Origin of the sequence: Paenibacillus sp. FSL R10-2788 (genome assembly GCF_038003885.1) — a bacterium.
Taxonomy (GTDB): Bacteria; Bacillota; Bacilli; order Paenibacillales; family Paenibacillaceae; genus Paenibacillus_AQ; species Paenibacillus_AQ odorifer.
Genome location: NZ_JBBOQA010000001.1, coordinates 5028473 through 5051025, shown reverse-complemented (window position 1 = coordinate 5051025; position 22553 = coordinate 5028473). Strand labels below are relative to the sequence as shown.

Annotated in this window: 10 protein-coding genes; 8 read left to right on the top strand and 2 right to left on the bottom strand. The window is 46.3% G+C overall.

Annotated elements, in window-relative coordinates:
- The first annotated feature begins 83 nt into the window (after window positions 1–83).
- Together NSQ50_RS22470 and NSQ50_RS22465 are read left to right on the top strand one after the other, a co-directional pair.
- Window positions 84–2468, top strand: a complete 2385-nt coding sequence (locus NSQ50_RS22470) for a glycoside hydrolase family 95 protein (protein WP_076224925.1) — start codon at window positions 84–86, stop codon at window positions 2466–2468.
- 248 nt (window positions 2469–2716) lie between these two features.
- Window positions 2717–4771 (top strand): alpha-galactosidase, encoded by a 2055-nt coding sequence (locus NSQ50_RS22465; protein WP_076224924.1) that lies wholly within the window; start codon window positions 2717–2719, stop codon window positions 4769–4771.
- 53 nt (window positions 4772–4824) lie between these two features.
- Here the strand turns inward: NSQ50_RS22465 and NSQ50_RS22460 are convergent, their stop codons facing one another.
- Window positions 4825–5694: a helix-turn-helix transcriptional regulator gene (locus NSQ50_RS22460; protein ID WP_076224923.1), complete on the bottom strand. Its 870-nt coding sequence runs from the start codon at window positions 5692–5694 to the stop codon at window positions 4825–4827.
- A 211-nt stretch (window positions 5695–5905) separates the two neighbouring features.
- Between NSQ50_RS22460 and NSQ50_RS22455 the strand changes: the two genes are divergently transcribed.
- The 3 genes from NSQ50_RS22455 (at window position 5906) to NSQ50_RS22445 (ending at window position 15385) form a co-directional block, all read left to right on the top strand.
- Window positions 5906–8227, top strand: a complete 2322-nt coding sequence (locus tag NSQ50_RS22455; RefSeq protein ID WP_076224922.1) for a glycoside hydrolase family 95 protein — start codon at window positions 5906–5908, stop codon at window positions 8225–8227.
- 242 nt (window positions 8228–8469) lie between these two features.
- Window positions 8470–10011 carry a response regulator gene (locus tag NSQ50_RS22450; RefSeq protein WP_076224921.1) on the top strand — a complete coding sequence of 514 codons (1542 nt, stop codon included), beginning with the start codon at window positions 8470–8472 and terminating at the stop codon, window positions 10009–10011.
- 382 nt (window positions 10012–10393) lie between these two features.
- Complete coding sequence (locus NSQ50_RS22445; RefSeq protein ID WP_076224920.1) at window positions 10394–15385, top strand: S-layer homology domain-containing protein; 4992 nt, start codon at window positions 10394–10396, stop codon at window positions 15383–15385.
- A 1549-nt stretch (window positions 15386–16934) separates the two neighbouring features.
- Here NSQ50_RS22445 and NSQ50_RS22440 read toward each other — a convergent pair.
- A complete protein-coding gene (locus NSQ50_RS22440) occupies window positions 16935–18659 on the bottom strand; it encodes a cache domain-containing sensor histidine kinase (RefSeq protein ID WP_170914321.1) in 1725 nt (574 codons plus the stop codon).
- A gap of 257 nt (window positions 18660–18916) precedes the next feature.
- Here NSQ50_RS22440 and NSQ50_RS22435 point away from each other — a divergent pair, with 257 nt between their 5' ends.
- The 3 genes from NSQ50_RS22435 (at window position 18917) to NSQ50_RS22425 (ending at window position 22511) form a co-directional block, all read left to right on the top strand.
- Entirely contained in the window at window positions 18917–19873 is a 957-nt protein-coding gene (locus tag NSQ50_RS22435; protein WP_051491272.1) for an ABC transporter permease, read from the top strand.
- Between the two features lie 26 nt (window positions 19874–19899).
- Complete coding sequence (locus tag NSQ50_RS22430) at window positions 19900–20790, top strand: carbohydrate ABC transporter permease (protein WP_076099826.1); 891 nt, start codon at window positions 19900–19902, stop codon at window positions 20788–20790.
- 107 nt (window positions 20791–20897) lie between these two features.
- Entirely contained in the window at window positions 20898–22511 is a 1614-nt protein-coding gene (locus NSQ50_RS22425; RefSeq protein ID WP_076179830.1) for an extracellular solute-binding protein, read from the top strand.
- The last annotated feature ends 42 nt before the right edge of the window (window positions 22512–22553 follow it).

The following is a 22553-nucleotide window of genomic DNA, read 5'->3' as shown; positions in this document are numbered from 1 at the left end:
TGATGATGCGATTGAATTAAATGCTGCAGTGAGGTTGAAATTGCTGATAATTTATTAAATGACAGATGGTGAGGAGAGCGCGTATGAAACTTCAATATGACAAGCCAGCATATGTATGGACGGAAGGTCTTCCAATTGGGAATGGACGTCTGGGCGGTATGATCTTCGGTGGTGTGGAACAGGAGAAAATTAGTCTGAACGAGGATACGCTTTGGTCAGGATACCCAAAAGAGGGTAACAATCCCGGTGCTAAAAACGTTCTGCCAAAGGTGCGACAGCTGATTCAAGAAGGCCGCTATGTTGAGGCGGACACGCTGACTAGAGAAATGATGGGGCCGTATACTCAATCTTATTTACCTTTTGGTGATCTATTGCTTCGTTTTGAGCATGGCAACGTCTATCATTCTTATCAGCGTACACTGGATGTGGAAAATGCGCTGCATCGCATTGAATATCAGATTGGCAATGTTACTTATACCCGTGAGATGTTCGCTTCTCATCCTGATCAGTTGCTTGTACTTCGTTTGACCGCAAGTGTGCCAGGCGCATTGAATGTGCATGCTACGCTGGAAAGTCCGCTCCGGCACAACCTTTATTCGCAAGGCGACAGCTTTGTACTATCGGGAACGGCACCGGAGCATGTAGATCCAAGCTATTTCGGGAGCGACAATCCCATCCGATACGGTGAATCAGGCAGCAGCAAGGGAATGGCTTTCGAAGGACAACTCTCCGTGACGGCGGATGACGGCCAAGTAACGGTTGATGGCAGTGGGATTCATTTGCTGGGTGCGACAGCGGCAACCTTTTATTTCAGTGCGGCTACAAGTTTTAAAGGGTATGACCTAATCCCGGGAATTGAAGGAAAAGATGCCTCCACCATTGCAGCTTCTTTCTTGGCAAGTGCTCAAGGCAAGTCTTACACCAGCCTGCTTCAAGCCCATATCACTGATTACCGGGCACTTTTCGATCGGGTGAAGCTTCGGCTGGGCAAGCCGCTGGCGCCGGAAGGAATGTCAACCGAGCAGCGGATTACGACTTACTCCGCGCAAGATCCGGGTCTAGTTGAGCTGCTGTTCCATTTCGGACGTTATTTGCTGATCGCAAGCTCGCGCCCCGGAACGCAGGCTGCCAATCTTCAGGGAATATGGAATGCCTCTACTCGTCCGCCTTGGAGCAGTAATTATACACTGAATATCAATACAGAAATGAACTATTGGCCCGCTGAGATTTGCAATCTGGCAGAATGTCATGAGCCACTTTTGGATTTCGTCGGCAATCTGGCGAAGAGAGGGGCGGATACCGCTCGGACCAACTATGGCACCCGGGGCTGGGTAGCTCATCATAACTCGGATCTTTGGGCACACACTGCACCGGTAGGTGATTATGGCGATGGAGATCCAAGCTGGGCTTATTGGCCAATGGGGGGTATCTGGCTGACTCAGCATCTTTGGGAACATTATGCTTTTGGCGGAGACACTGAATACTTGCGGGCTTCGGCTTATCCTGTCATGAAAGAGGCGGCTCTGTTCGCATTGGATTGGCTAATTGACGATGGCAAAGGCAATCTTGTGACCTCCCCGTCCACTTCACCAGAGCATAAATTCCGGACAGCGGAAGGTGTGGCTGCGGTCAGCCCGGGTGCCACAATGGATATATCGCTGATCTGGGAGTTGTTCACGAACTGTATCGAGGCATCTGTGATTCTTGGAACGGATGAAGCTTTGCGTGAAGAGCTGAAAAGTACCCGTGAGCGTCTATTGCCACTGCAGGTTGGCAAGTACGGGCAACTGCAGGAATGGTCCTCTGATTTTGAGGATGAGGACATGTATCACAGACATACCTCGCATCTGGTTGGTATTTATCCGGGCCGCCAGTTGTCAGAAGAAGAGACCCCTGAGCTATTTGCTGCGGCAAGAACCTCGCTGGAGCGGCGCGGGGATGAAAGCACAGGCTGGAGTCTGGGCTGGAGAGTCGCTTTATGGAGCCGCTTCCGGGATGGAAACCGTTCCCTGCGTCTGCTCTCCAACATGCTGCGGCTGGTGAAGGACGGGGAGTCGGAGCAGTATAATCACGGCGGAGTTTATGCCAATCTGCTCGGCGCGCATCCGCCGTTCCAGATTGATGGCAACTTCGCAGCCTCCGCCGGGATTGCCGAAATGCTGCTGCAATCTCACCGCGGCTATCTCGAACTACTGCCTGCATTGCCAAATGAATGGCAGGAGGGAAGCGTTGCAGGTTTACGTGCCCGCGGTGGCTTTGAAGTCAGCATTCAGTGGGACAACGGCAAGCTAGTGGAAGCGCAGATCACTTCGCTGCTGGGCACAGAATGTGTGATCCGCATGGATACTCTACTTAAGGTAACCTGTGGCAGCCACGATTTACAGTGTGAACATTCTGCCGAAGGAAGGGTAAGCTTCGCTACAACCGCGGGACAATCCTACAAGCTTATCATTGATGACCAGCAATAATCCGTTTAATAAGCGTATGAACAGCAGTAGGACCTGAACGTTTGGTCCTGCTGCTGTTTTTTGTATTGCTGCATGAATCTTCAGGACCAGCAGTGTTTAGGTAAGATGTGTTAGATCGCGGTATGGATCGGAAGATCGTTGTATAGAAAACGCTTTATCCGCTCTTTATAATGAGGTCATACTTGGGGGATACAGCTACTGAGACTACCGCCTTCAAGGTCCAAAATGCAGCAACAAGGAGGCAAATTATGCTAACTGACAGTAATACAACCGTAAACGTGAATACAGACACAACGTCTCTTATCCGTGTAACCAATGGCCTGGTGAATCTGGAGATTGATCTCGGAACAGGTGAGTCATCCGTTGTCGGCGGGACTTCTGCACATGTAAAGGGGATTCGCAGCGCCTTTCGCTGGCAGGGCCGGGAATATAATACTGAGCACTATCAGAGCCACGTGCTGAAGTTGCAGGAAGAGGTTGTTCGTGAAGGTTTTGGCAAAGGTGTTCATCTAGTGATTGTGCATGAAACATCCCTGCTGCCACAGCTGGAGCAGCATTTTTATATTTATGAGTCATCCTCATATGTGCTGATGCAAAGTGCGATCGCAAGCGATGAGGATATCAAAGCGAACCGCATGGCGGTCATTCAGAGCAAATCGGTATCACTCGGCGGCGAGTCAGGTCAACCGGATGAACCAAGCATCCTGCGTGTGCCTTACGACAACGATAAATGGGTCAGATATACAGTGGTGAAGCCACCTATGGATACAGAGAGCTACGAGGTAACAGCAGTGTTCGCGCCGGATAGCCGGCGAGGGATTATCATGGGTTCCATAACTCATAAGGTGTGGAAAACGGGTATCCGTATCAAAAGCGAGCGAAGCGGCCAGATCGAGGAGCTGGATCTTTACGGTGGGGCTGTGAGTGAATTAACCCGCGACTTTCAGCCGCACGGTTATGTAAAAGGCAAAAGAGTGGAGTCACCGCTCGTATTCGTAGGTTTTTATGACGATTACAGAGAAGGTCTTGAAGCTTACGGCCGGGCCAATACATGGATTGAAGCTCCGCTGGCTTGGGAGGGTGGCGTTCCTGTTGGCTGGAATAGCTGGTCTGCAGCAATGGCTGAACTCGATTATGATTTGTATACGTCGACCAGTGAGTTTTTGAAAAAAGAAGTGCAGCCGTTAGGATTCCAGAATGAGGATACGCTGTACATCAACTTTGACGCTTTTTGGGATAATTTCACAGCAGAAGAGATGAAAAATGCACTTGAGCTAGTGCGGAAGAATGGTCATAGACCGGGAACCTACTGGACCCCTTTCGCTTTCTGGGGAAGTCCTTCTCAGTTCGGAGATGTCGTGGAGGGTACGAACGGTAAATACACCTATGGCGATATCCTGCTTCGGGACAGCGAAGGAGAGATTCTGCCGGATGTTGATGGAGGGCTAGCCATTGACCCCACACATCCGGGGAACCTGCAAAGAATGGATTGGTATACAAATAAATTCATCTCGGAAGGATTCGAGTATATCAAGCTGGATTTCTTAGCACATGGCGCACTGGAAGGGCAGCATCACAATCCGGAGATTACGACGGGCATTGCGGCGTATCACTACGGTATGTCCTACTTGCAGAACAAGCTGTCTCTAGAGGTAATTGGTCGACCGTTCTTTATTAATCTGTCCATCGCACCGTTGTTCCCTTATGCATTTGCACATAGCCGGCGTGTCTCTTGTGATGTTTTTGGCACGCTGCAGGATACAGAATACATGCTCAACTCTTTAACCCATGGCTGGTGGATGAGCGATTCATTGTACCGTTACAATGATCCTGACCATTCCGTACTGTACAAGAGCCATAACCAGGAAGCCACGGGCTGGCATGAAGGTCGCAGCCGGCTAACCGCTTCGGTGATCGCGGGAACGGTGCTGCTGCTAGGGGATGACTTCCGAAAAGAGGAAGCCGCCGCCCGGGCCAAAGCTTGGCTGAGCAATAAGGACATTATGGATGTTGCTCGTCTTGGCAAAACCTTCAGACCGATAGAAGGGGACCTCGGCAAGCAATCCTGTGATACTTTTGTGCTCGAATCTGCAGAAGAAAATGCTTTTTATATAGCCGTCTTCAATTACGATGCCGTGAAATCCGCTCCTAGATCTATCTCATTAGAACGTGCAGGGCTGAATGCTCAAGGTGCTTACCAGCTGCTGGACCTATGGGAAGGTGTAGAAGGGGAAACCTCAGGAGAGCTGGAAGTTACGCTTGAACCCGCAGAATCTAAAATCTTCAAATTGACAGCAAAATAAAAAGGAATACGCGCCCTCTGCTTCTTGCGGATAGCGCGTATTTTTTTTATAACCTATATTTGTATTCGGCTTAGCGGATTAAGGCGGTATTGTGTGGGATTTATGCCGTAACAGGCACTGAAATGTCTGGAAAAGGGATGGATCGAAGGATAGCCTAATTTCTCAGCAATGGCAGTAACACTTAGCTCGCTCTCCAGAAGCAGACCTGCCGCCCGTCGCATAACGAGATTATGATGATAAGCGCGCGGCGTCATCCCGGTTTCTCGCAGAAACAGCTCATGAAAATAGGTTCGCTTGAGTCCGCAGAGATGTGCCCAGTCTTCGATAGATTTACCACGTTCGGGATGAGTGTTCAAATACTCCAACAGGCGGACAATCCGATAATCGCTTGGCTGATGCTGATGGAGGGCATTATACCAGCTTAATATCCAACCGTATAACAAGCTATGGACCGCTTCATTCCGGTAGAATATCGCTTCATTGTATATTTTGGCAATCATCACAAGACTATCGTATAGCTGTGGATATTTAGCTAGCGGGAAGACGCAAGGCAATTCGTTCAGCTCGGCACAGGGGGCTTCGGTGGCCTTTTTCTCAAGCCTTAAGGGTTCAGGCGCATGGATAAAAGAAAGATTAGTAGACATAGGCGACTGCTTGTCCCACAAATCAAAATAGACATTGTAGGACGAGAGTGGATGAGAAGGGGAAATATGAAAGGCATGTGGCTGGCCGGGACGGAGAAACACCAGTGTTCTACGCTCAATCGGATAACGAATTCCGTCGATTTCCATCTCACCGGGGCCATCGGTAAACAGATGAAAAGCGTAGGCATTGCCGACGCGCAGATGCTCATTGCTGCTGCCGTCGTACAGATAAGGCATGATTGCTCCAACATACGGTGTGATTTCAGATAGTTTGTTCATACTATACCCCTTTTCTAGCAGCATTTCTTAATTCTGGCCTGTAGTTAAATGTTTGGGATAACGGATAAATTGTCAAATGAATGAACGAGTCAACAAAGACTATTAATACCGACAATGTTACGATAAATGCGATAAATAGACAATGCTAATAAAGAAATAAGCGAATTAATTAACAACACTTTGAGGTCTATTACAGACAGGAGACGATCTAATGAGCGATTTTAAATTGTGGTATTCAACCCCTGCAACAAGCTGGTTGCAAGGTTTGCCATTGGGCAACGGAAGAATAGGTGCTGTTATAATGGCGGCGCCGCATCGTGAGGTTTGGAGCATGAGCGAGGTGACCTATTGGTCTGGGCAAAAGGATCCCGACCCTGCTCCTGCCGGAGGTAGAACTGCGCTTGAAGAGGCGCGAAGTCACTTTTTTGCCGGCGATTATGACAGCGGTGATCGTTTAGCCAAACAGTATTTACAGCCTAAAAAACAAAATTTCGGTACGAACCTGGGATTATGCGAGGTTGTTATTGATTTTGCCCAGGATGCGGATGTTAAATCAGGCGGTGTGTTTCGGCGGGAGCTGGAATTGACAAGTGCAGTGGCTGGGGCGGTCTATGAGAGCGGCGAAACAACCATCCATCGAGAGGTCTTCGCTTCACATGCCGATGATCTGTTAGTTTCAAGAATTTGGAGCGATAAGCCTGGAGGTGTATCCTTTACGCTTGCCATCGAAGGTGGGACAGAATCGTTTACGACTGAGGTTGTGGATGGCGACACCATTGAATTCAAGGGGCAAGCTACAGAAAAGGTGCATAGTAATGGTAAATGCGGGGTATGGGCAAAAGGGCAGCTCAAAGTAAGTCTATCCGGCGGTACGATCTACAGGGGGGATGGCCGATTAAGAGTTTCCGGAGCTAATGAGGCCCGGATTTATTTTGGGGTCAGTACCGATTATCGCCGGAGCAACCAGGATTGGGAGACGGAGAGCTACAGCAACCTACGGCAGGCTTTAACCAAAGGTTATGCACAGTTAAAAGAAGATCATATTCAAGATTACCGTCAGGAATATGAAAAGGTGGATATTCAATTGGGAAGCTCCGGGAAAGAAAGTCTGCCTACCGATCAGCGGATTAGGTTGCTGGCACAGGATCAGGTGGAGGACCCTCATTTGTTCGCATTGTTCCTCCAGTATGGCCGCTACCTGACCATTGCCGGATCACGGGAAGATTCACCTCTTCCACTGCACTTGCAGGGAATCTGGAATGACGGTGAGGCTTGTCGTATGGGCTGGAGCTGCGACTATCATCTCGATATTAATACACAGATGAATTATTATCCGACAGAAGTCGTGAACCTTGGGGACAGCCACCTTCCATTGATGCGATATATTGAAGATTTATCTCAGGCGGGAAGATCAACTGCACGCGATTTATATGGCAGCAAAGGATGGGTGGCGCATGTATTCTCTAACGTCTGGGGTTTTACAGCTCCGGGCTGGGAAACCTCATGGGGGCTCAATGTCACAGGCGGATTATGGATTGCAACCCATCTGATGGAGCATTATGAATATAGTCAGGATCGTGTATTTCTAGAGCGCCAGGCATATCCTGTTCTAAAAGAAGCCGCAGAATTCTTCCTCGACTATATGACGATTCATCCGAAATATGGCTGGCTGGTGACGGGTCCTTCGAACTCGCCAGAGAACAGCTTCTATCCCGCAGATAGCAGCGAGGGTGCACAGCAGCTGTCTATGGGCTCTACCATGGATCAAGTGCTCGTACAGGATCTTTTCGAGTTCTGCCTGAAGTCTGCGGTGTTGCTCGATACAGATGTGGAGCTTCAGCTGAAGCTAAAGGAAGCTATTGCTAAGTTACCCCCGCTACAGATTGGCAAAAGAGGTCAGCTGCAGGAGTGGCTTGAAGATTATGAAGAAGCGCAACCTGAGCATCGACACTTGGCTCATTTGTTCGCTTTGTATCCAAGCAACCAGATTACACCGGACAGAACACCGGAGTTAAGTGCGGCAGCAAGGGTAACGCTGGAGAACCGGATGGCTCAGGAAGAACTGGAGGATGTAGAGTTCACCGCCGCCTTATTCGGCCTTAGTTTTGCCAGACTATATGACGGGGAGAAGGCGTATAAGCATATCTCTCATTTGATTAGCGGACTGTGCTTTGATAATCTGTTCAGTTTCTCCAAATCAGGGATTGGTGGGGCAGAGTGCAATATCTTTGTCGTGGATGGCAACTTTGGCGGGACGGCTACCATTGCAGAGATGCTGCTGCAAAGCCACGCGGATGAAATTCATCTGTTGCCAGCGCTCCCGCAAGCCTGGAATACAGGATCGGTGTCTGGATTACGAGCCAAAGGAAAGGTAGAGGTAGACATAGTTTGGGAGAAGGGGCAGTTGACGGAAGCTACGCTTCGCACCTACTCACCGGGAACGGTGACCCTTCGATGGGGAGATCAGAGAAATACCTTCCAAGCAGAAACAGGAGGAAGCTACTATTTCAACAGCCAATTGGAGCTGTTATAATAATTCGGCGGGGGCGATGAGCCTCCGTTTTCATTATGCGTCCGAATAATGATGAGTAGGTATCGAAGAGCTATCTGGTCTGCTTAGGACCCGATAGCCTTTTTACAAGCACGTTGGGATTAGATCTTACAAAGTAACGATTCATGCCTGAAAATGACTTACATTAATTTGGTCGATGATCGCCTAAGGGGAAAAGAATATAATAGGAGCAAATACAGACAACAAGAAGGAGGAAACCTCAGGTGTATAGTATTTTTCTGGTAGATGATGAAGAAATGGGTCTTGAGATGATGAGAGATTATATCCGCTGGGAAGAGATGGGCATCTATGTCGTTGGAACAGCGAGCAATGGTAGAGAAGCTTTGGAGAAAATAGAGGCTTTTCAACCGGATATTATTCTTACAGATGTTCAGATGCCGATAATGAATGGAATTGAGTTGGCTAAAAAAATACATGAATGTTATGACCAGATGCAAATTATGTTCCTCACCGGACATGATGAATTCCACTATGTTAAATCAGCCCTTAATGTAGGAGCTGCCGGATATTTACTGAAGCCGCTAGATTTGACTGAAATTGAAAGCGTTATCGAAAAGGTTAAAGCACGCTGCGAAGAGGTTCAGATGAAACAACGTTCTATGGAGGCTGCTAAAACAAAAATTCTTAAGGAGCTTTCTTTTGAAAAAAATGCGGAGCAAGCCGCAGAGCTGGCAAATAACTTCAATAGGCTGACCCGTCTCCCAGAGAGTAATCGTTATACCATGGCACTGTTTAGCATCGATCCCAAGGAGGCGGAGGGTGAGCAGCAGAGTCTGGAAGAGTGTATGAGTAGGCTGATCTCTTATCTGGATCACTTTTTTAAGGCGAAAAATATAGAGGTTGTTTTTGTTCCTTACAAGGATGGCGAGACAGGTGTGTTTATGGAAGCGACTCAACAGCCTGGCTATTATACTTGGGAGGATTTAGCAGTGGCTATTCGTAGTGCACTGGATTTTACGGTGACGGCAGCAGTCGGGGCGCAGGCAGCAGAATTAGCGCTGGTCCATAATCTGTATAAGCAGACGCGTGTGATTTTAAATGAACGTTTTTATAAAGGCACGGGCTTAATTATTCATGCCGCGGCTATTTCGAATCAGTTCGACAGTGAACATATGCCACCTTTTGAGAGAAAAGAGTGGTTTGAAGCTATCAATCAGCTGGACTTCGAGCAGGCCGCACAAAAGCTGCATCAATATTTCGTGGGATTGGCCACGCTGAGAATCAAGAAAAAAATCATCTGTAATTGGGCGATTGATCTTGTTGATGAACTGCTAGAGCAGCTGCATCAGTCGGTTCCCGAGGGCTTTAAGCGGGCGGAGCTCTATCATTCCATCTATAATGCGCTGACTTTACATGAGATCGAGGATTTAATCCTGGGCACTGCGGGTGATGCCGTGAGCATGCTAGGTGAGCGACTTATGGATAAAAATACAAAGCTGGTCCACAAGGTTCGCACCGTGATTGAACAAAATTACGATCAGCCGATTACGATTAATAGTCTGTCTGATCAGGTTTATCTGTCACCGAACTACTTAAGATCTATTTTTAAGGATAAAACAGGCATCACGATCCACGATTATTTAACCCGTATTCGGCTTGATAAGGCTAAGGAGCTGCTCGCAGACGGGTCACTGAAGATTCAAGATATTGCCCAGAGAGTGGGGTACGAAAGCACGTCTTATTTTATTTCTCTATTTCTGAAGAACCTTGGGGTCACACCTAACGAGTATAGGAAAAATATTTAACCTTCCGCACTTCTGCTTACTGAATAGAAAGAAAAGTCGCTTTCCTCTATGAATTGTAAACTTGCGATATGGAAAGATGCCCCTTTGCTTTTTACAATAAGCATGTATTACAACTCAGCACATGTGAGGGGCTTGATTCATTATTGCGATTAAAGGAAGCTTTTTTACAAATCTAATTGCGATAGCGCTTTCAAGAAATCCAGACGGCAATAGTTGGATACAGCATTCTTGAGAGAGTAATCGGTACGGGCCGTACATTCCTTACATGACGTTACTTACAACAAGGAGAGGAGTTCTGAAGACGTTATTTGGAAAAAGGAACAACTGATGAATTGCAACCGGAAGGCTTTTCTTATATCAGAAAGTTAAATGGAGGGATTAAATGTTTGGACGTGTAATGAAAAGAGGGTTCTTGTTCTTTCTTATGATCAGCTTAGTGTTAGGCAGCGGTGGTCAGTTTGCCGGCAAGGTTTACGCCGAGGATACAAATAGCTATGAAGCTGAAGCGGATGGGAATATTCTGACGGGTAATGCGTCAATTTCTGACCACCCAGCGGCTTCCGGAGGGAAAAAAATTGGCGGCATGTATCAAGGCAGCTCCTTGTTGTTCAATAATGTGACCGTAAACGAGCCGGGGAATTATAAAATTACAGTGTATTATATTTCTGGCGATTCGCGCCCGTTTAATATCAGTGCCAATGGCGGTGACAAGCAATTTGAAGAACCGTCCAAGACTGTGGACTGGGATACGGTAGGCACTTATGATGTGACGCTTCCGCTGAACGCGGGTGCTAATAACATCTTGATCGATGACAACAACTGGTATTCTCCAGACATCGATAAGATCGTAATCCGTGGACTAGACGACAGCGATCCAGGTGAAGGACCCGGAGGTGACTGGAAGGAGAAGCTGCATGGTGTGATCATGGAAGCCGAGGCTACTGAGAATATGCTTACAGGCAACGCCAAAGTGGCGGACAGCAGTGTGGGCTCTGGCGGTAAAATCGTAACGGATCTGAACAAAAACAGTTCCTTACAGTTTACAAATGTTGCAGTACCAGCAGCGGGAACGTATTTAATCCGCATCTCCTATATTTCCGGCGATCAACGTCCTGTCTATATGCAGGTTAACGATGGAATGGATGAAATGATCGACCTGCCAAAGACGGCAAGCTGGAGCACCGTGGGAACCTATGATGTGGAGGCCTCTTTGGTAGAGGGTTTGAATACTATCACCTTCTCAGATCATGATTGGTATTCTCCAGATTTCGACCGGATAGAAATTATTCCTTATACCCTCAGCTATGAAGCAGAATCTCCGCTCAATGTTTTGACAGGTGAGGCCCAAGTTTCCGAAAGCCCGAATGCTTCGGGTGGCCAGAAGGTAGGGTACTTGAATAGCGGCAGTTCCATAACCTTCAACAAGATTACAGCCCCTATGACTGGTGATTACCGAATCACAGTCGCCTACATTTCAGGTGACCCACGCAGCTTCTACGTTAGTGCGAATGGTGGTGCAGAACAGTATTATGAGCTGCCCAAGACACCGGACTGGGATACGGTTGGAATGAATGAACTTACACTGCCACTGAACGAAGGCGAGAATACAATCAAATTTACAGATGGCAACTGGTATGCGCCAGATCTGGACCGAATTATAGTTGAGCCAGCCATGGGTGTGGATCCTAATCCCCCAGTGGAGGAAGACGGTGATTTAGGAACACCGGGCGCTTCGAAGAACTACGGAGCTATCACAGTTACCGAATATACTTACGGACTGCTTGTATCAAATGGCCAATATGAAGTGTCCTATAATACCAAGTCTGGATATGCAAGCTATAACTGGGCTGACGGACAGAAGCTGCATGGGATCTATAGCAGTATCAAAATCGGCGATACGCTCGTTGAGACTACAAGCTATGAGAGTCATACAATTGTTGGTGCTCCGGTAGACATTCAGGATGGTTTCGGCAAAGGCGTGGAGCTAACTTTTGTCCACACTTCCACAGGAAAACCGACGTTAAAGCAGGTCTACAAGTTTTATGACGACCAAAAGTATTTTCTGACCCGTCTGGATGCGGCCAGCGATACAGCAGTCAAGACCAACTATATGTCACCTATTACCGTAAAACGTACAGGTGGTGTGGATATCGGAGCTAGTGCGGATAATCGTGTGCTTACAGTTCCTTTTGACAACGATGCTTGGATTCGTTATAAATCTCAATCTATGAACCGTGCAGATACCAGCTATGAGGTGACTACTGTGTTTAACAACTCGACACGCAGCGGCCTTGTGCTTGGCTCTGTAACTCATGATACCTGGAAGACAGGCATCGACTGGAAAGGTTCCGCCAATCGGCTAAATGAGCTGGTCGTATATGGCGGTGCAGCTAGTGATGTCACCCGCGATACCCAGCCTCATGGCAGCTTAAGTGGAACAGACTTGTCCTCACCTATGATCATGGTAGGGGCATTCAGTGATTACCGTACAGGGCTTGAGGAGTATGGTAAAGCTAATGCGATCATTACACCTGCACTTGAGCTAAACCCCGAGCTGCCACAAGGCGTACCGGTTGGTTTTAATAGCTGGGGAGCTTACGAGGGTACGCTTTCCTATCAGGATGTAGTGGATGTCTCCAATTACTATAAAGAGAATCTGCAAAATTTCAATAATAACGGCAATGTATTTATTAACATGGATTCTTATTGGGATAATCTGAATGATAAGCAGCTGGCTGACGCCGTATCGGTAATTAAAGGCAATGGCCAGCATGCGGGTATTTATTGGGCACCGTTTGTATACTGGGGCAACAATATGAACCAGATTGTAGAGGGAACTGACAATAAATATACTTACGGCGATATTGTCCTTAAGGATGCCGCGGGTCAACCGCTGCCAACTCTGGACGGGGCTTTTCCTTTGGATGTAACACATCCTGGTGCCCAATTGCGCATGAACTATTTTTTGGACAAATTTAAAGGTCTGGGCTTCACCTTCATCAAATTAGATTTTTTAACGCATGGTTCGCTTGAGGGGCAACATTTCGATCCAACTATAACGACAGGAATCCAAGCTTATAATGAAGGAATGCGTTATGTGAAAGAACGTCTGGATGGAAAAATGTTCATTAGCGCATCAATTGCGCCTATTTTCCCGAGCCAATATGCGCATAGCCGACGAATTTCCTGCGACACATACGGCAAGATCAATGAAACCGAATATATGCTGAACTCATTAACCTATGGCTTTTGGCAAAATGGCACGATCTACACCTACACCGATCCTGATCATTTGGCATTGGCCCGTGCTACCAGCTTGACTGAAGCGCGTAGCCGTATGAACTCTGGCGTTATCGCTGGAACAGTACTGCTTGGCTCTGACAATGTTAACGACTCAAAAGCACAGGAGTACATGACCGCTTTGTTCAACAACAAGGATGTTCTCGATTTAGCTTTAAAAGGAAAAGTGTTCAAACCACTTGAAGGAAATACAAACGCTAATGCCGCTGATACTTTTGTTATGAAGGATGGCAATGATTATTATCTGGCCGTATTCAATTACAGTGCATCTGCTTCGGCAGATAAGCAAGTTGATCTTGGCCGCGCTGGACTGGATGCTGCAGAGACTTATACTACGCTAGATCTCTGGACAGGAGAAGTTTCCTCTGTCACAGGAACTATGAAATTGTCCTTGCAGCCGACAGAGTCGATATTGGTAAAATTGACGGCTGCACCTAAGAAAGTAACCGGTATAACACTGGATAAGACAGAGCTTTCGTTGACCGCAGGTGAAACCGGCAAGTTGACGGCTACGGTATCGCCGGAAGATGCGACGGATAAAGCAGTCCTCTGGACTTCGAGCGATACCTCTGTAGCTACCGTAGTCTACGGAACAGTAACCGCTGTAGAAGCTGGAAAGGCCACCATTACTGTGGAAACGGTAGACGGTGGGTTCAAAGCATCGGCAGAAATCACGGTCAAAGAGGACTCTACAGGAGAGCCTAGCAATCCAGGAGAACCGAGCAGTCCGGGAGAACCGAGCAATCCGGGAGAACCGAGCAATCCAGGAGAGCCTAGTAATCCTGGGAATCCAGGAAATCCGGGAGAACCGAGTAATCCTGGGAATCCAGGAAACAATGGCGGTATCTCTGACAGTACTTCGGGCTTGGAGAATGCTATTGGAACCTTGATTCTAACGCCAGATATGCTGAAAGTGGACAGTGCTTCTGGTCAGGTAGTGGTTGAGATTAAAGGGGACATCCAACAAGTTCAGTTATCCTCTGCTATAGTCCGACAGTTGGCGAACCACACCCTAGTTTTGAATGCGGGTAAGCTCTCCTTGCAGGTACCAGCGGAGCTAATTCACCAGCTACAAAACAAGCTGCCAGAGGGACAGCGGGAAGATAGCACGATTGCCCTGAAGATGGTGAACCTCAGCAGCAAGGCCGATGAGTTAGTTGCTACAGTGGCTAGTTCTACTAATGCGGCTGTTGTACTAAAGGGAGACATCTATGAATTTAGTCTTTCTATTACCACCAAGTCAGGCATTACAGACACACTCGCTACATTTGATAAGCCGATAACACTCATCATGCCAGTGGCAGAAGGCTTCAATGCTAAACGAGGCGGTGTTTATTATATCGCGGACAATGGCAGGCTGGAATATATTCAAGCTGATTATGCTAACGGTGTATTAAAAGCTGAGGTCAGCCACTTCAGCAAATATGCTGTGCTGGAGTTGAACCGCATCTTTGTCGATGTGCCGGCCAATCACTGGGCTAACCCAGTAATCCAAGAGCTGTCGTCCAAGCTATATGTGCAGGGCACAAGCAAAGAAAAGTTTGAACCAAGCCGGGCAGTTACACGTGCCGAGTTCACTTCGATGCTTGTTCATGCCCTTGGACTGACCGCGACAGGAAAAGAAAGCTTTGCTGATGTTGCTCCATCTGCCTGGTATGCGGAGCCTATCTCAATCGCTTACAAGGCGGGAATCGTGAGTGGTAGAAGTGCGTCCAAGTTTGAGCCGGGAGCACAAATCACCCGTGAAGAAATCACGGTGATGCTAATGAAGGCTTACGAGCTGAACAACGGCGTAACAGCCAATGGTGCAACAACCAACGGCGCAACAACCAATGGTGAAACAACCAATGGTGAAACAACCAACGGTGCAACAACTAACGGCGCAACAACAAACGGCGCAACTGCCGCAGCGTTCACCGACATGAATCAGGTGTCTGCTTGGGCCACTGCTTCTGTTAATGAAGCGGCCAATCTAGGACTGATTCAAGGTCAAAGTCATGAACGGTTTGCACCAAAAGGAATCACTTCGCGCGCAGAAGCAGCTCAAGTGATCTATAATTTGATTTTGAAGTAAGCTGAAATCACTACAAAAAAGCGACTCTCCATTAACCGGAGAGTCGCTTTTTTTGATAGATCACTTGATGAAATTAGCTACTTTATCGAACTTTACTAATAGGTACTACATTATTATTAGGTACATTACTGTTCGGCAGTTATTAGTACCGCACTTTACTATCTATCGGACCTTACTCCAGCGAAGTAGAATCCCGTGCAAAAGTCGAGCACACCCCAGCAAAGTAGAATCCCGTGCAAAAGTCGAACACACTCCGGTCTCAGCAAATTAGAATCTCGCGCAAAAGTAGAACACACCCCGACAAAATAGATCATAGTTAGAACACATCGGACCGTATTGCAGCTATTTCGGATATATGAGTCATTTTACTAAGACTTCGGACTGTATAGCTCTTATTGCTATAAAATTGTCCAGAATTAGTATGTAAATGAGTCAATAGCTGCATCTGAGTTCGATAGCCGAGCAAAATGCCCTGAATCATCGAAATAAGGTCTCCTCGGTCCGATGCGTAGGAGGAAGGAGTATAAGTTGGAACACACTAAGACACTCTGGCAAAGTAGAATCCCGCACAAAAGTCTAGCACACCCCAGCAAAGTAGAATCTCTCGCGCAAAGTAGAACACATCGGACCGTATTGCAGCTATTTCGGATATTTGAGTCTTTTTACAAAGATTTCGGACTGTATAGCTCTTATTGCTATAAAATGGTCCAGAATTAGTGTGCAAAAGAGTCAATAGCTGCATCTGAGTCCGATAGTCGAGCTAAATGCCCCGACTCATCGAAATAAGGTCTCCTCGGTCCGATGCGTAAGAGGAAGGAGTATAAGTTGGAACACACTAAGACACTCTGGCAAAGTAGAATCCCGCACAAAAGTCTAGCACACCCCAGCAAAGTAGAATCCCGCGCGAAGTAGAACACATCGGACTGTATTGCAGCTATTTTGGATATTTGAGTCATTTTACAAAGATTTCGGACTGTATAGCTCTTATTGCTATAAAAATGTCCAGAATTACTGTGCAAATGAGTCAATAGCTGCATCTGAGTCCGATAGCCGAGCAAAATGCCCCGACTCATCGAAATAAGGTCTCCTCGGTCCGATGCGTAAGAGGAAGGAGTATAAGTAGAACACACCCCAGCAAAGTAGAATTCCGCGCAAAAGTCGAACATTCCCCAGCAAAGTAGAATTCCGCGCAAAAGTCGAACACACCCCAGCAAAGTAGAATCCCGCGCGAAGTAGAACACATCGGACCGTATTGCAGCTATTTCGGGTATTTGAGGCATTTTACAAAGATTTCGGACTGTATAGCTCTTATTGCTATAAAATTGTCCAGAATTAGTGTACAAACGAGTAAATAGCTGCATCTGAGTCCGATAGTCGAGCAAAATGCCCCGAATCATCGAAATAAGGTCTCCTCGGTCCGATACGAATGAGGAGGGAGCAAATAGTGCCGAACGATCCCAACGATCCCATCGATCCCATCGATCCCATCAAATCCAAGGAGAAGCAAGCCAAAGGATTCTCGCAATGGAGAATCCCCTCGTCACCGCTCCTACACCTCTTTTTGCGGTAAACGAATCTGCACGGTGGTGCCTATTCCTAGTCTGCTAAACACTTTAACGCCGTAGTGCTCACCATATTTTAGTTTGATGCGGCGATCAACGTTAGTGATTCCGTACCCTCGTCCAGGCTTATCCTCAAGCAAAGAGCTGAGGGTCTCGCGGCTCATCCCCATGCCATCATCGATTACCGACAAGATAATATCGTTTGCTTCCATGACACCTTTGATATGAATGTTCAGCGGACTTTCTTGGCTCCACACGGCATGCAGCACTGCATTCTCCACAAAAGGCTGTAAGGCAAGCTTGACAGTAGAGTAGGGCAGGATCGCTTCATCTACTGTGTAGGTAATGTTCAGTTGGCCTTTAAAGCGGATTAGCTGAATGGCGTTGTAGCTCTGGGTCAGCTTTAATTCCTCGTGGATGGTCAATATACTTTTCCCTTTATTCAAGGAGATTCGATAAAACTTGGCTAGATGAAGCACCAAATCTTGTATACGCGTATCTTGATGTTTTAGGGCAAGCGACGAGATGGAGCCCAGCGTGTTGTACAGAAAATGAGGGTTGATTTGCGCTTGCAGCAGGTCAAGCTCGGCCTCCTTACTCTGCAGCTCCTTCTGATACACCTCGGTAATGAGACTTTTGAGCCGGGTGGTCATTTGCTTGAAGGCAAAATGCAGCTGGCCAATCTCATCATTCCCCAAATGTTCTTCTGTACTATGATTGAAATCGCCCCGTTCCAGGCGGCGGATCATCCGGATTAAAGTACGGATACGCTTGCTGAACAGCGACGCCGTAATGTAAATCAGCAGGAGGGCCACACCAATAAAGCCCAGTGAGATTTTGATAATCAGATCTGAGAGTGATTTAGCGTCCTGAATGATGCTGTCATAGGGGAAGATAGATACAGTTTTCCATCCATTTTTGAGCGTGTTGTAGACCGCGAATGCCTTTACCCCTTTGTAAGTTGTATCAAATCTGCCCGATGGTGACTCATCGAATTTCTGATCAAGCAATTCCGGCAGGCTCGTATTTAATAAGTGCTTGTCTGCTGCTGAGAGAATAAGCCCTTTGTCATTAATAATAAAAATATCTTTCCCGCCCGCTTCTTCCTCCATTAAAGAATAGATGACCGATTCGGAGATTCTGAAGACCAGAATACCGTAGGGATATTGATTGCGGTTATTGTTCAAAAATCTTGCTAAGGTAAACATGGCCGGACTATCTTCGGTCTGCGGTGAGGATAGATGAATGATATTCCCATGTGACTGCTGAAGCTGCTTGAACAGCTCGGTCTCTTTAACCTCAGCTGTCACCGGCTTGATATAGTAATCATCTTTGGGCAGTGATTCATTGTCCGAATAAATGAAAACGCTATCAAAATCAGGATAGGCAGTCATTATCGTGTCCATGCGGTTGCCTATGTATTGATAGACATCCAGATAAGAAGGATCATCCTGGTATTCACTCGTGAGGTAGCTGGCAAGTCTGTTATCCAGGTAGATGGAAGCTGAAATATGTTCATAGCTGTCCAGCTTGTTTTCCAAATTTTTATTAATCTGAGCTGTTGAATTCATCATATTGCTGTAAATCTGATCCGTTAATTTTGATTTTGTTAATTCGTAGGAAAGGTAGGCGAAAAGCATCATCGGAACAATGGTCACTAGCACAAATACGCTGAACAGCTTGGAGCGAAAGCTCAAATCGATAAAAGGCATATAAATATATTTCCTATATATATGGCGCATAGAAGAAGTCCCTTCTTTACTGTAAATTCGCTGTTTGCCATGTTCATCATAGCAGACTGAATATCGAAATCCAATGCTCGAATCTGCCGAAACTCCTTTAAAAAGCGCTATCATTCGGAGGATTGAAGTATAGAAAGCCACCTGTTGCGGACTTAAGATGAATAGGAGAGAAGTTGAATCGAGATGTGGCTCGACATGCTGCACTAAATAAAAAGGGAGGGTATTTGATGCATAAAGCAAGCGCTATCAAAACAGTCAGAGGCAATAATCTGTGGTACAGATTAAAAGAGCAGAAATGGTTATTTTTGCTGATGCTGCCTGCCTTAATTGCGACATTGCTATTTTCTTATGGTCCTATGTTTGGGATGTATATGGCGTTTACGAATTATCAGCCGGGCGGAGGAACATTTTTTCAACAATTTTTCCATGCAGAGTTTGTAGGCTTTAAGTGGTTTGAGTATTTCTTTACTACCGGAGACTTCTACCGTGTAATGCGCAATACGCTCGCTACAAGCTTGCTGACCTTGTTATTCGGATTTCCAGCACCGATCATCCTCGCACTTGTACTGAATGAAGCTAGACAGGGATTTTTCAAAAGATTTGTACAGACGGTTTCTTATCTGCCGCATTTTATCTCATGGGTTATCGCTGCAAACATCGTGATTACACTGCTGGCTTCCGATGGGATGTTTAACAATTTACTGGTGACGTTGGGCATTGTTCAGGAACCGGTTGCTTTTCTACAAAATGGACCACTATTCTGGTGGATTATCGCTTTGTCCAATATGTGGAAGGAAATGGGCTTCAGCGCCATTATGTATCTTGCTGCAATTTCCGCTATTAATCCAGAGCTCTACGAAGCAGCTAGAGTGGATGGAGCCAGTCGCTTCCGGCAAATGTGGCATATTACGTTGCCAGCCTTGCGTCCAACCATTGTTATTTTAGGGATTCTTGCCGTCGGAGGCATTTTGAATGCGGGCTTTGAACAACAATACCTGCTGCAAAATAATACCGTGCTTGAGTATTCAGAGGTTATCGATATTTATGCATATAAATACGGGCTACAAAACAGCATGTTCTCCTACGGGGCGGCCGTTGGGGTATTTAAATCCGTGATTGCCTTCATACTTGTTGTAATTGTGAATCGAATTTCTAGAAAAGTGAACGACCAAGCGTTGTTCTAAACCCGAAAAAGAGAGGAGCGCTTGTGATGATTTCGAATAGATACGGGGATCATATTTTTAAATTTATAGTTTATTTCATTCTTATACTTGTGTTGCTAGTTACCTTTCTCCCTTTTTGGAATATTCTCGTTCTTTCATTAAATGCTGCTGAGGATACCGTACGTGGTGGCGTCTATTTATGGCCCAGAGTCCTCACCTTTGATAGCTACAGTCAAATCTTAAAAGATAGCGAGATTTTGAATGGCTTATGGGTTACTGTCAAACGTACCGTAATTGGCGCGCCGCTATCTGTCCTTGTCATTACGATGCTTGCTTATCCGCTAAGCCGCCGGAATTTGATGGGACGTAAAGGATGGAATCTATATTTTGTCTTCACAATGTATTTTGGAGGCGGACTGATTCCTTATTACATGGTGCTTAAAGCGCTGAATATGATTGACACGTTTTCCGTATTTATTTTGCCAGGGCTGATGAATGTCTTCTATATGATTATTGTCCGTACTTTTATGGAGGGACTGCCTGGTGAGATCGAGGAGTCGGCGAAGGTAGACGGGGCGAATGACCTGATGATTTTCTTCCGGATTGTTCTACCGTTGACCACACCCGTGCTTGCGACTGTAGGACTTTTTCAGGCAATCTCACATTGGAATTCGTGGTTTGACTCCTATGCGTTTACCTATAGTTCTGACTTAAAGACCTTGCAAGCCGTACTCGTGAAAATATTAAGCCAATTCCAGACCGGAGGTATGGTATCGCAATCGCAAATGCTAGCTAACTCGGCTAAGCGGAATGCGGTTTCAAGTGATACTATCCGGATGGCAGCGACGATGGTGGCAACATTGCCTATCGTACTGGTATACCCATTCCTGCAAAAGTACTTTGTTAAGGGTATGACTTTGGGAGCGGTTAAGAGTTAATATGATTAAATAAATAGCGGCCCTGAAGGGGGGTGAACGGGCAGACTTGCTTGGTTGCTTGATAGACTTATGAAGTAACTTACTTAATGGGAGGAATTAGGGTGTCTATGATAAAGAAAAACAAATGGTTGAACGTGAGTATTACTGCCGCATTAGCCGTTGGTGTATTAGCGGGTTGTGCTTCAAATGATGGAAAAAACAATACAAACCAAACGGCCGGAGACGATAAAAAACAAGAGCCGATTACATTGACCTGGTTTGATTCAAATACCAAGGGAGAACCTTTCACTGATGCTATTGCGCAGGAAATCACCAAAAAAACGGGCATTTCGATCTCAATTCAGCAGCCAACGGGTAATCCTACGGAAAAGCTGAGCTTGATGCTAGCCAGCGGTGACTATCCAGATGTAGTTGTAATGAGCCGGGGCGATGCTTCTCTCGATAAATACATTACAAGTGGCGCATTTATAGCGCTCGATGAGTTAATTGAGAAAAGTGGACCAGACATTAAAGAAATGTACGGCGACACATTGATCAAAACACGTTATAAGGATGGGAAAAACTATTACCTAGCTAACTGGTATGGCCTGGATAGTGATCCTGTTTTCGGTATGCTGATGAGAAAAAATCTGGTTGCGGACCTAGCTCCAGATAAGGCAGATGGCTCCACCCCACTCACAACGGATGAGTATGAAGCACTTTTAAAGAATTTTAAAGAGAAAAACAAGACAATTGATGGAAAAGAAACTGTTCCAATGACGATGAACGGTGAGAATATGGGCGCCAACCTCGGTACATTTAAAGGGATGTGGGGTCTGAGAACCTACTATGATAATAATGGAACATTACAATATGATGTTAAGGATCCAAAGTATCGCGAGATGCTGCTTTATGTGAACAGTCTGTATAGAGAAGGTCTAATCGAAAAAGAGTTTGCCATCAGCAAAACGCAAACCTGGATTCAAAAGCTGGCTACCGGCGCAGTGTTCTCCACACCAGGCGCATACTGGGACCCAGGTAATGCAAATGGTACTCTGAAGAAGGATGGCGGAGATGATAATCAGTTCTTCCCGTACAAGGTTGTAGCACCAGGCACAGAGACCTCCCAAACAACATTCGGACCAAGAAGCTCACTTGGATGGGATGCTATTGCCATTACGAAAAATAACAAACACCCTGAAGAAACTATCAAGCTGTTCAACTACCTAGCGAGTGACGAAGGACAACATTTGCTGCTATGGGGTAAGGAAGGCGAGCAGTACACCATGGTGGATGGAAAGAGACAACCAGACCCTGCATTCCTGCAAAGCTTCAAGGATAACTGGGACGATGCTGTGAAGAAGAGCGGTGTTCGTAAATGGTTGTGGTTTGTTAAAAATGGTCTGGATGCCAATGAACAGCCATACGATATGGCCGTTAAATACCAACGTAGTGAAATTGACGAAATGGCCATTAAGAGCCTTGGAGATTCCGTATGGGATACAGCAGAATTTGATAACTTAGGCCCTGACGGCGGAACGCCTGAAGCGCTGACAGCGCAAAAAGTAAAAGATATTATGGACCAAAGCATTACGAGAGTAATCATCGCTCCTTCTGAAGCCGAAGCCAATTCTACATTCGACAAGATGCTTGCGGATATGAAAAAAGCTGGGGATGAAAAAGTAGAAGAAATCTTCAATCAGAAGTATAGCGAACGTATGGAATTGTGGAACTCAAAATAATATATTTATCTATGTAAAAGCTTCCTCTCTGCATTTCAGCAG

Excerpts from the sequence above, each read along its gene's own strand:
- NSQ50_RS22465 (WP_076224924.1), top strand. The coding sequence starts at position 2,717 with ATGCTAACTGACAGTAATACAACCGTAAACGTGAATACAGACACAACG.
- NSQ50_RS22440 (WP_170914321.1), bottom strand. The coding sequence starts at position 18,659 with ATGCCTTTTATCGATTTGAGCTTTCGCTCCAAGCTGTTCAGCGTATTT.
- NSQ50_RS22470 (WP_076224925.1), top strand. The coding sequence starts at position 84 with ATGAAACTTCAATATGACAAGCCAGCATATGTATGGACGGAAGGTCTT.
- NSQ50_RS22425 (WP_076179830.1), top strand. The coding sequence starts at position 20,898 with ATGATAAAGAAAAACAAATGGTTGAACGTGAGTATTACTGCCGCATTA.
- NSQ50_RS22430 (WP_076099826.1), top strand. The coding sequence starts at position 19,900 with ATGATTTCGAATAGATACGGGGATCATATTTTTAAATTTATAGTTTAT.
- NSQ50_RS22445 (WP_076224920.1), top strand. The coding sequence starts at position 10,394 with ATGTTTGGACGTGTAATGAAAAGAGGGTTCTTGTTCTTTCTTATGATC.
- NSQ50_RS22435 (WP_051491272.1), top strand. The coding sequence starts at position 18,917 with ATGCATAAAGCAAGCGCTATCAAAACAGTCAGAGGCAATAATCTGTGG.
- NSQ50_RS22455 (WP_076224922.1), top strand. The coding sequence starts at position 5,906 with ATGAGCGATTTTAAATTGTGGTATTCAACCCCTGCAACAAGCTGGTTG.
- NSQ50_RS22460 (WP_076224923.1), bottom strand. The coding sequence starts at position 5,694 with ATGAACAAACTATCTGAAATCACACCGTATGTTGGAGCAATCATGCCT.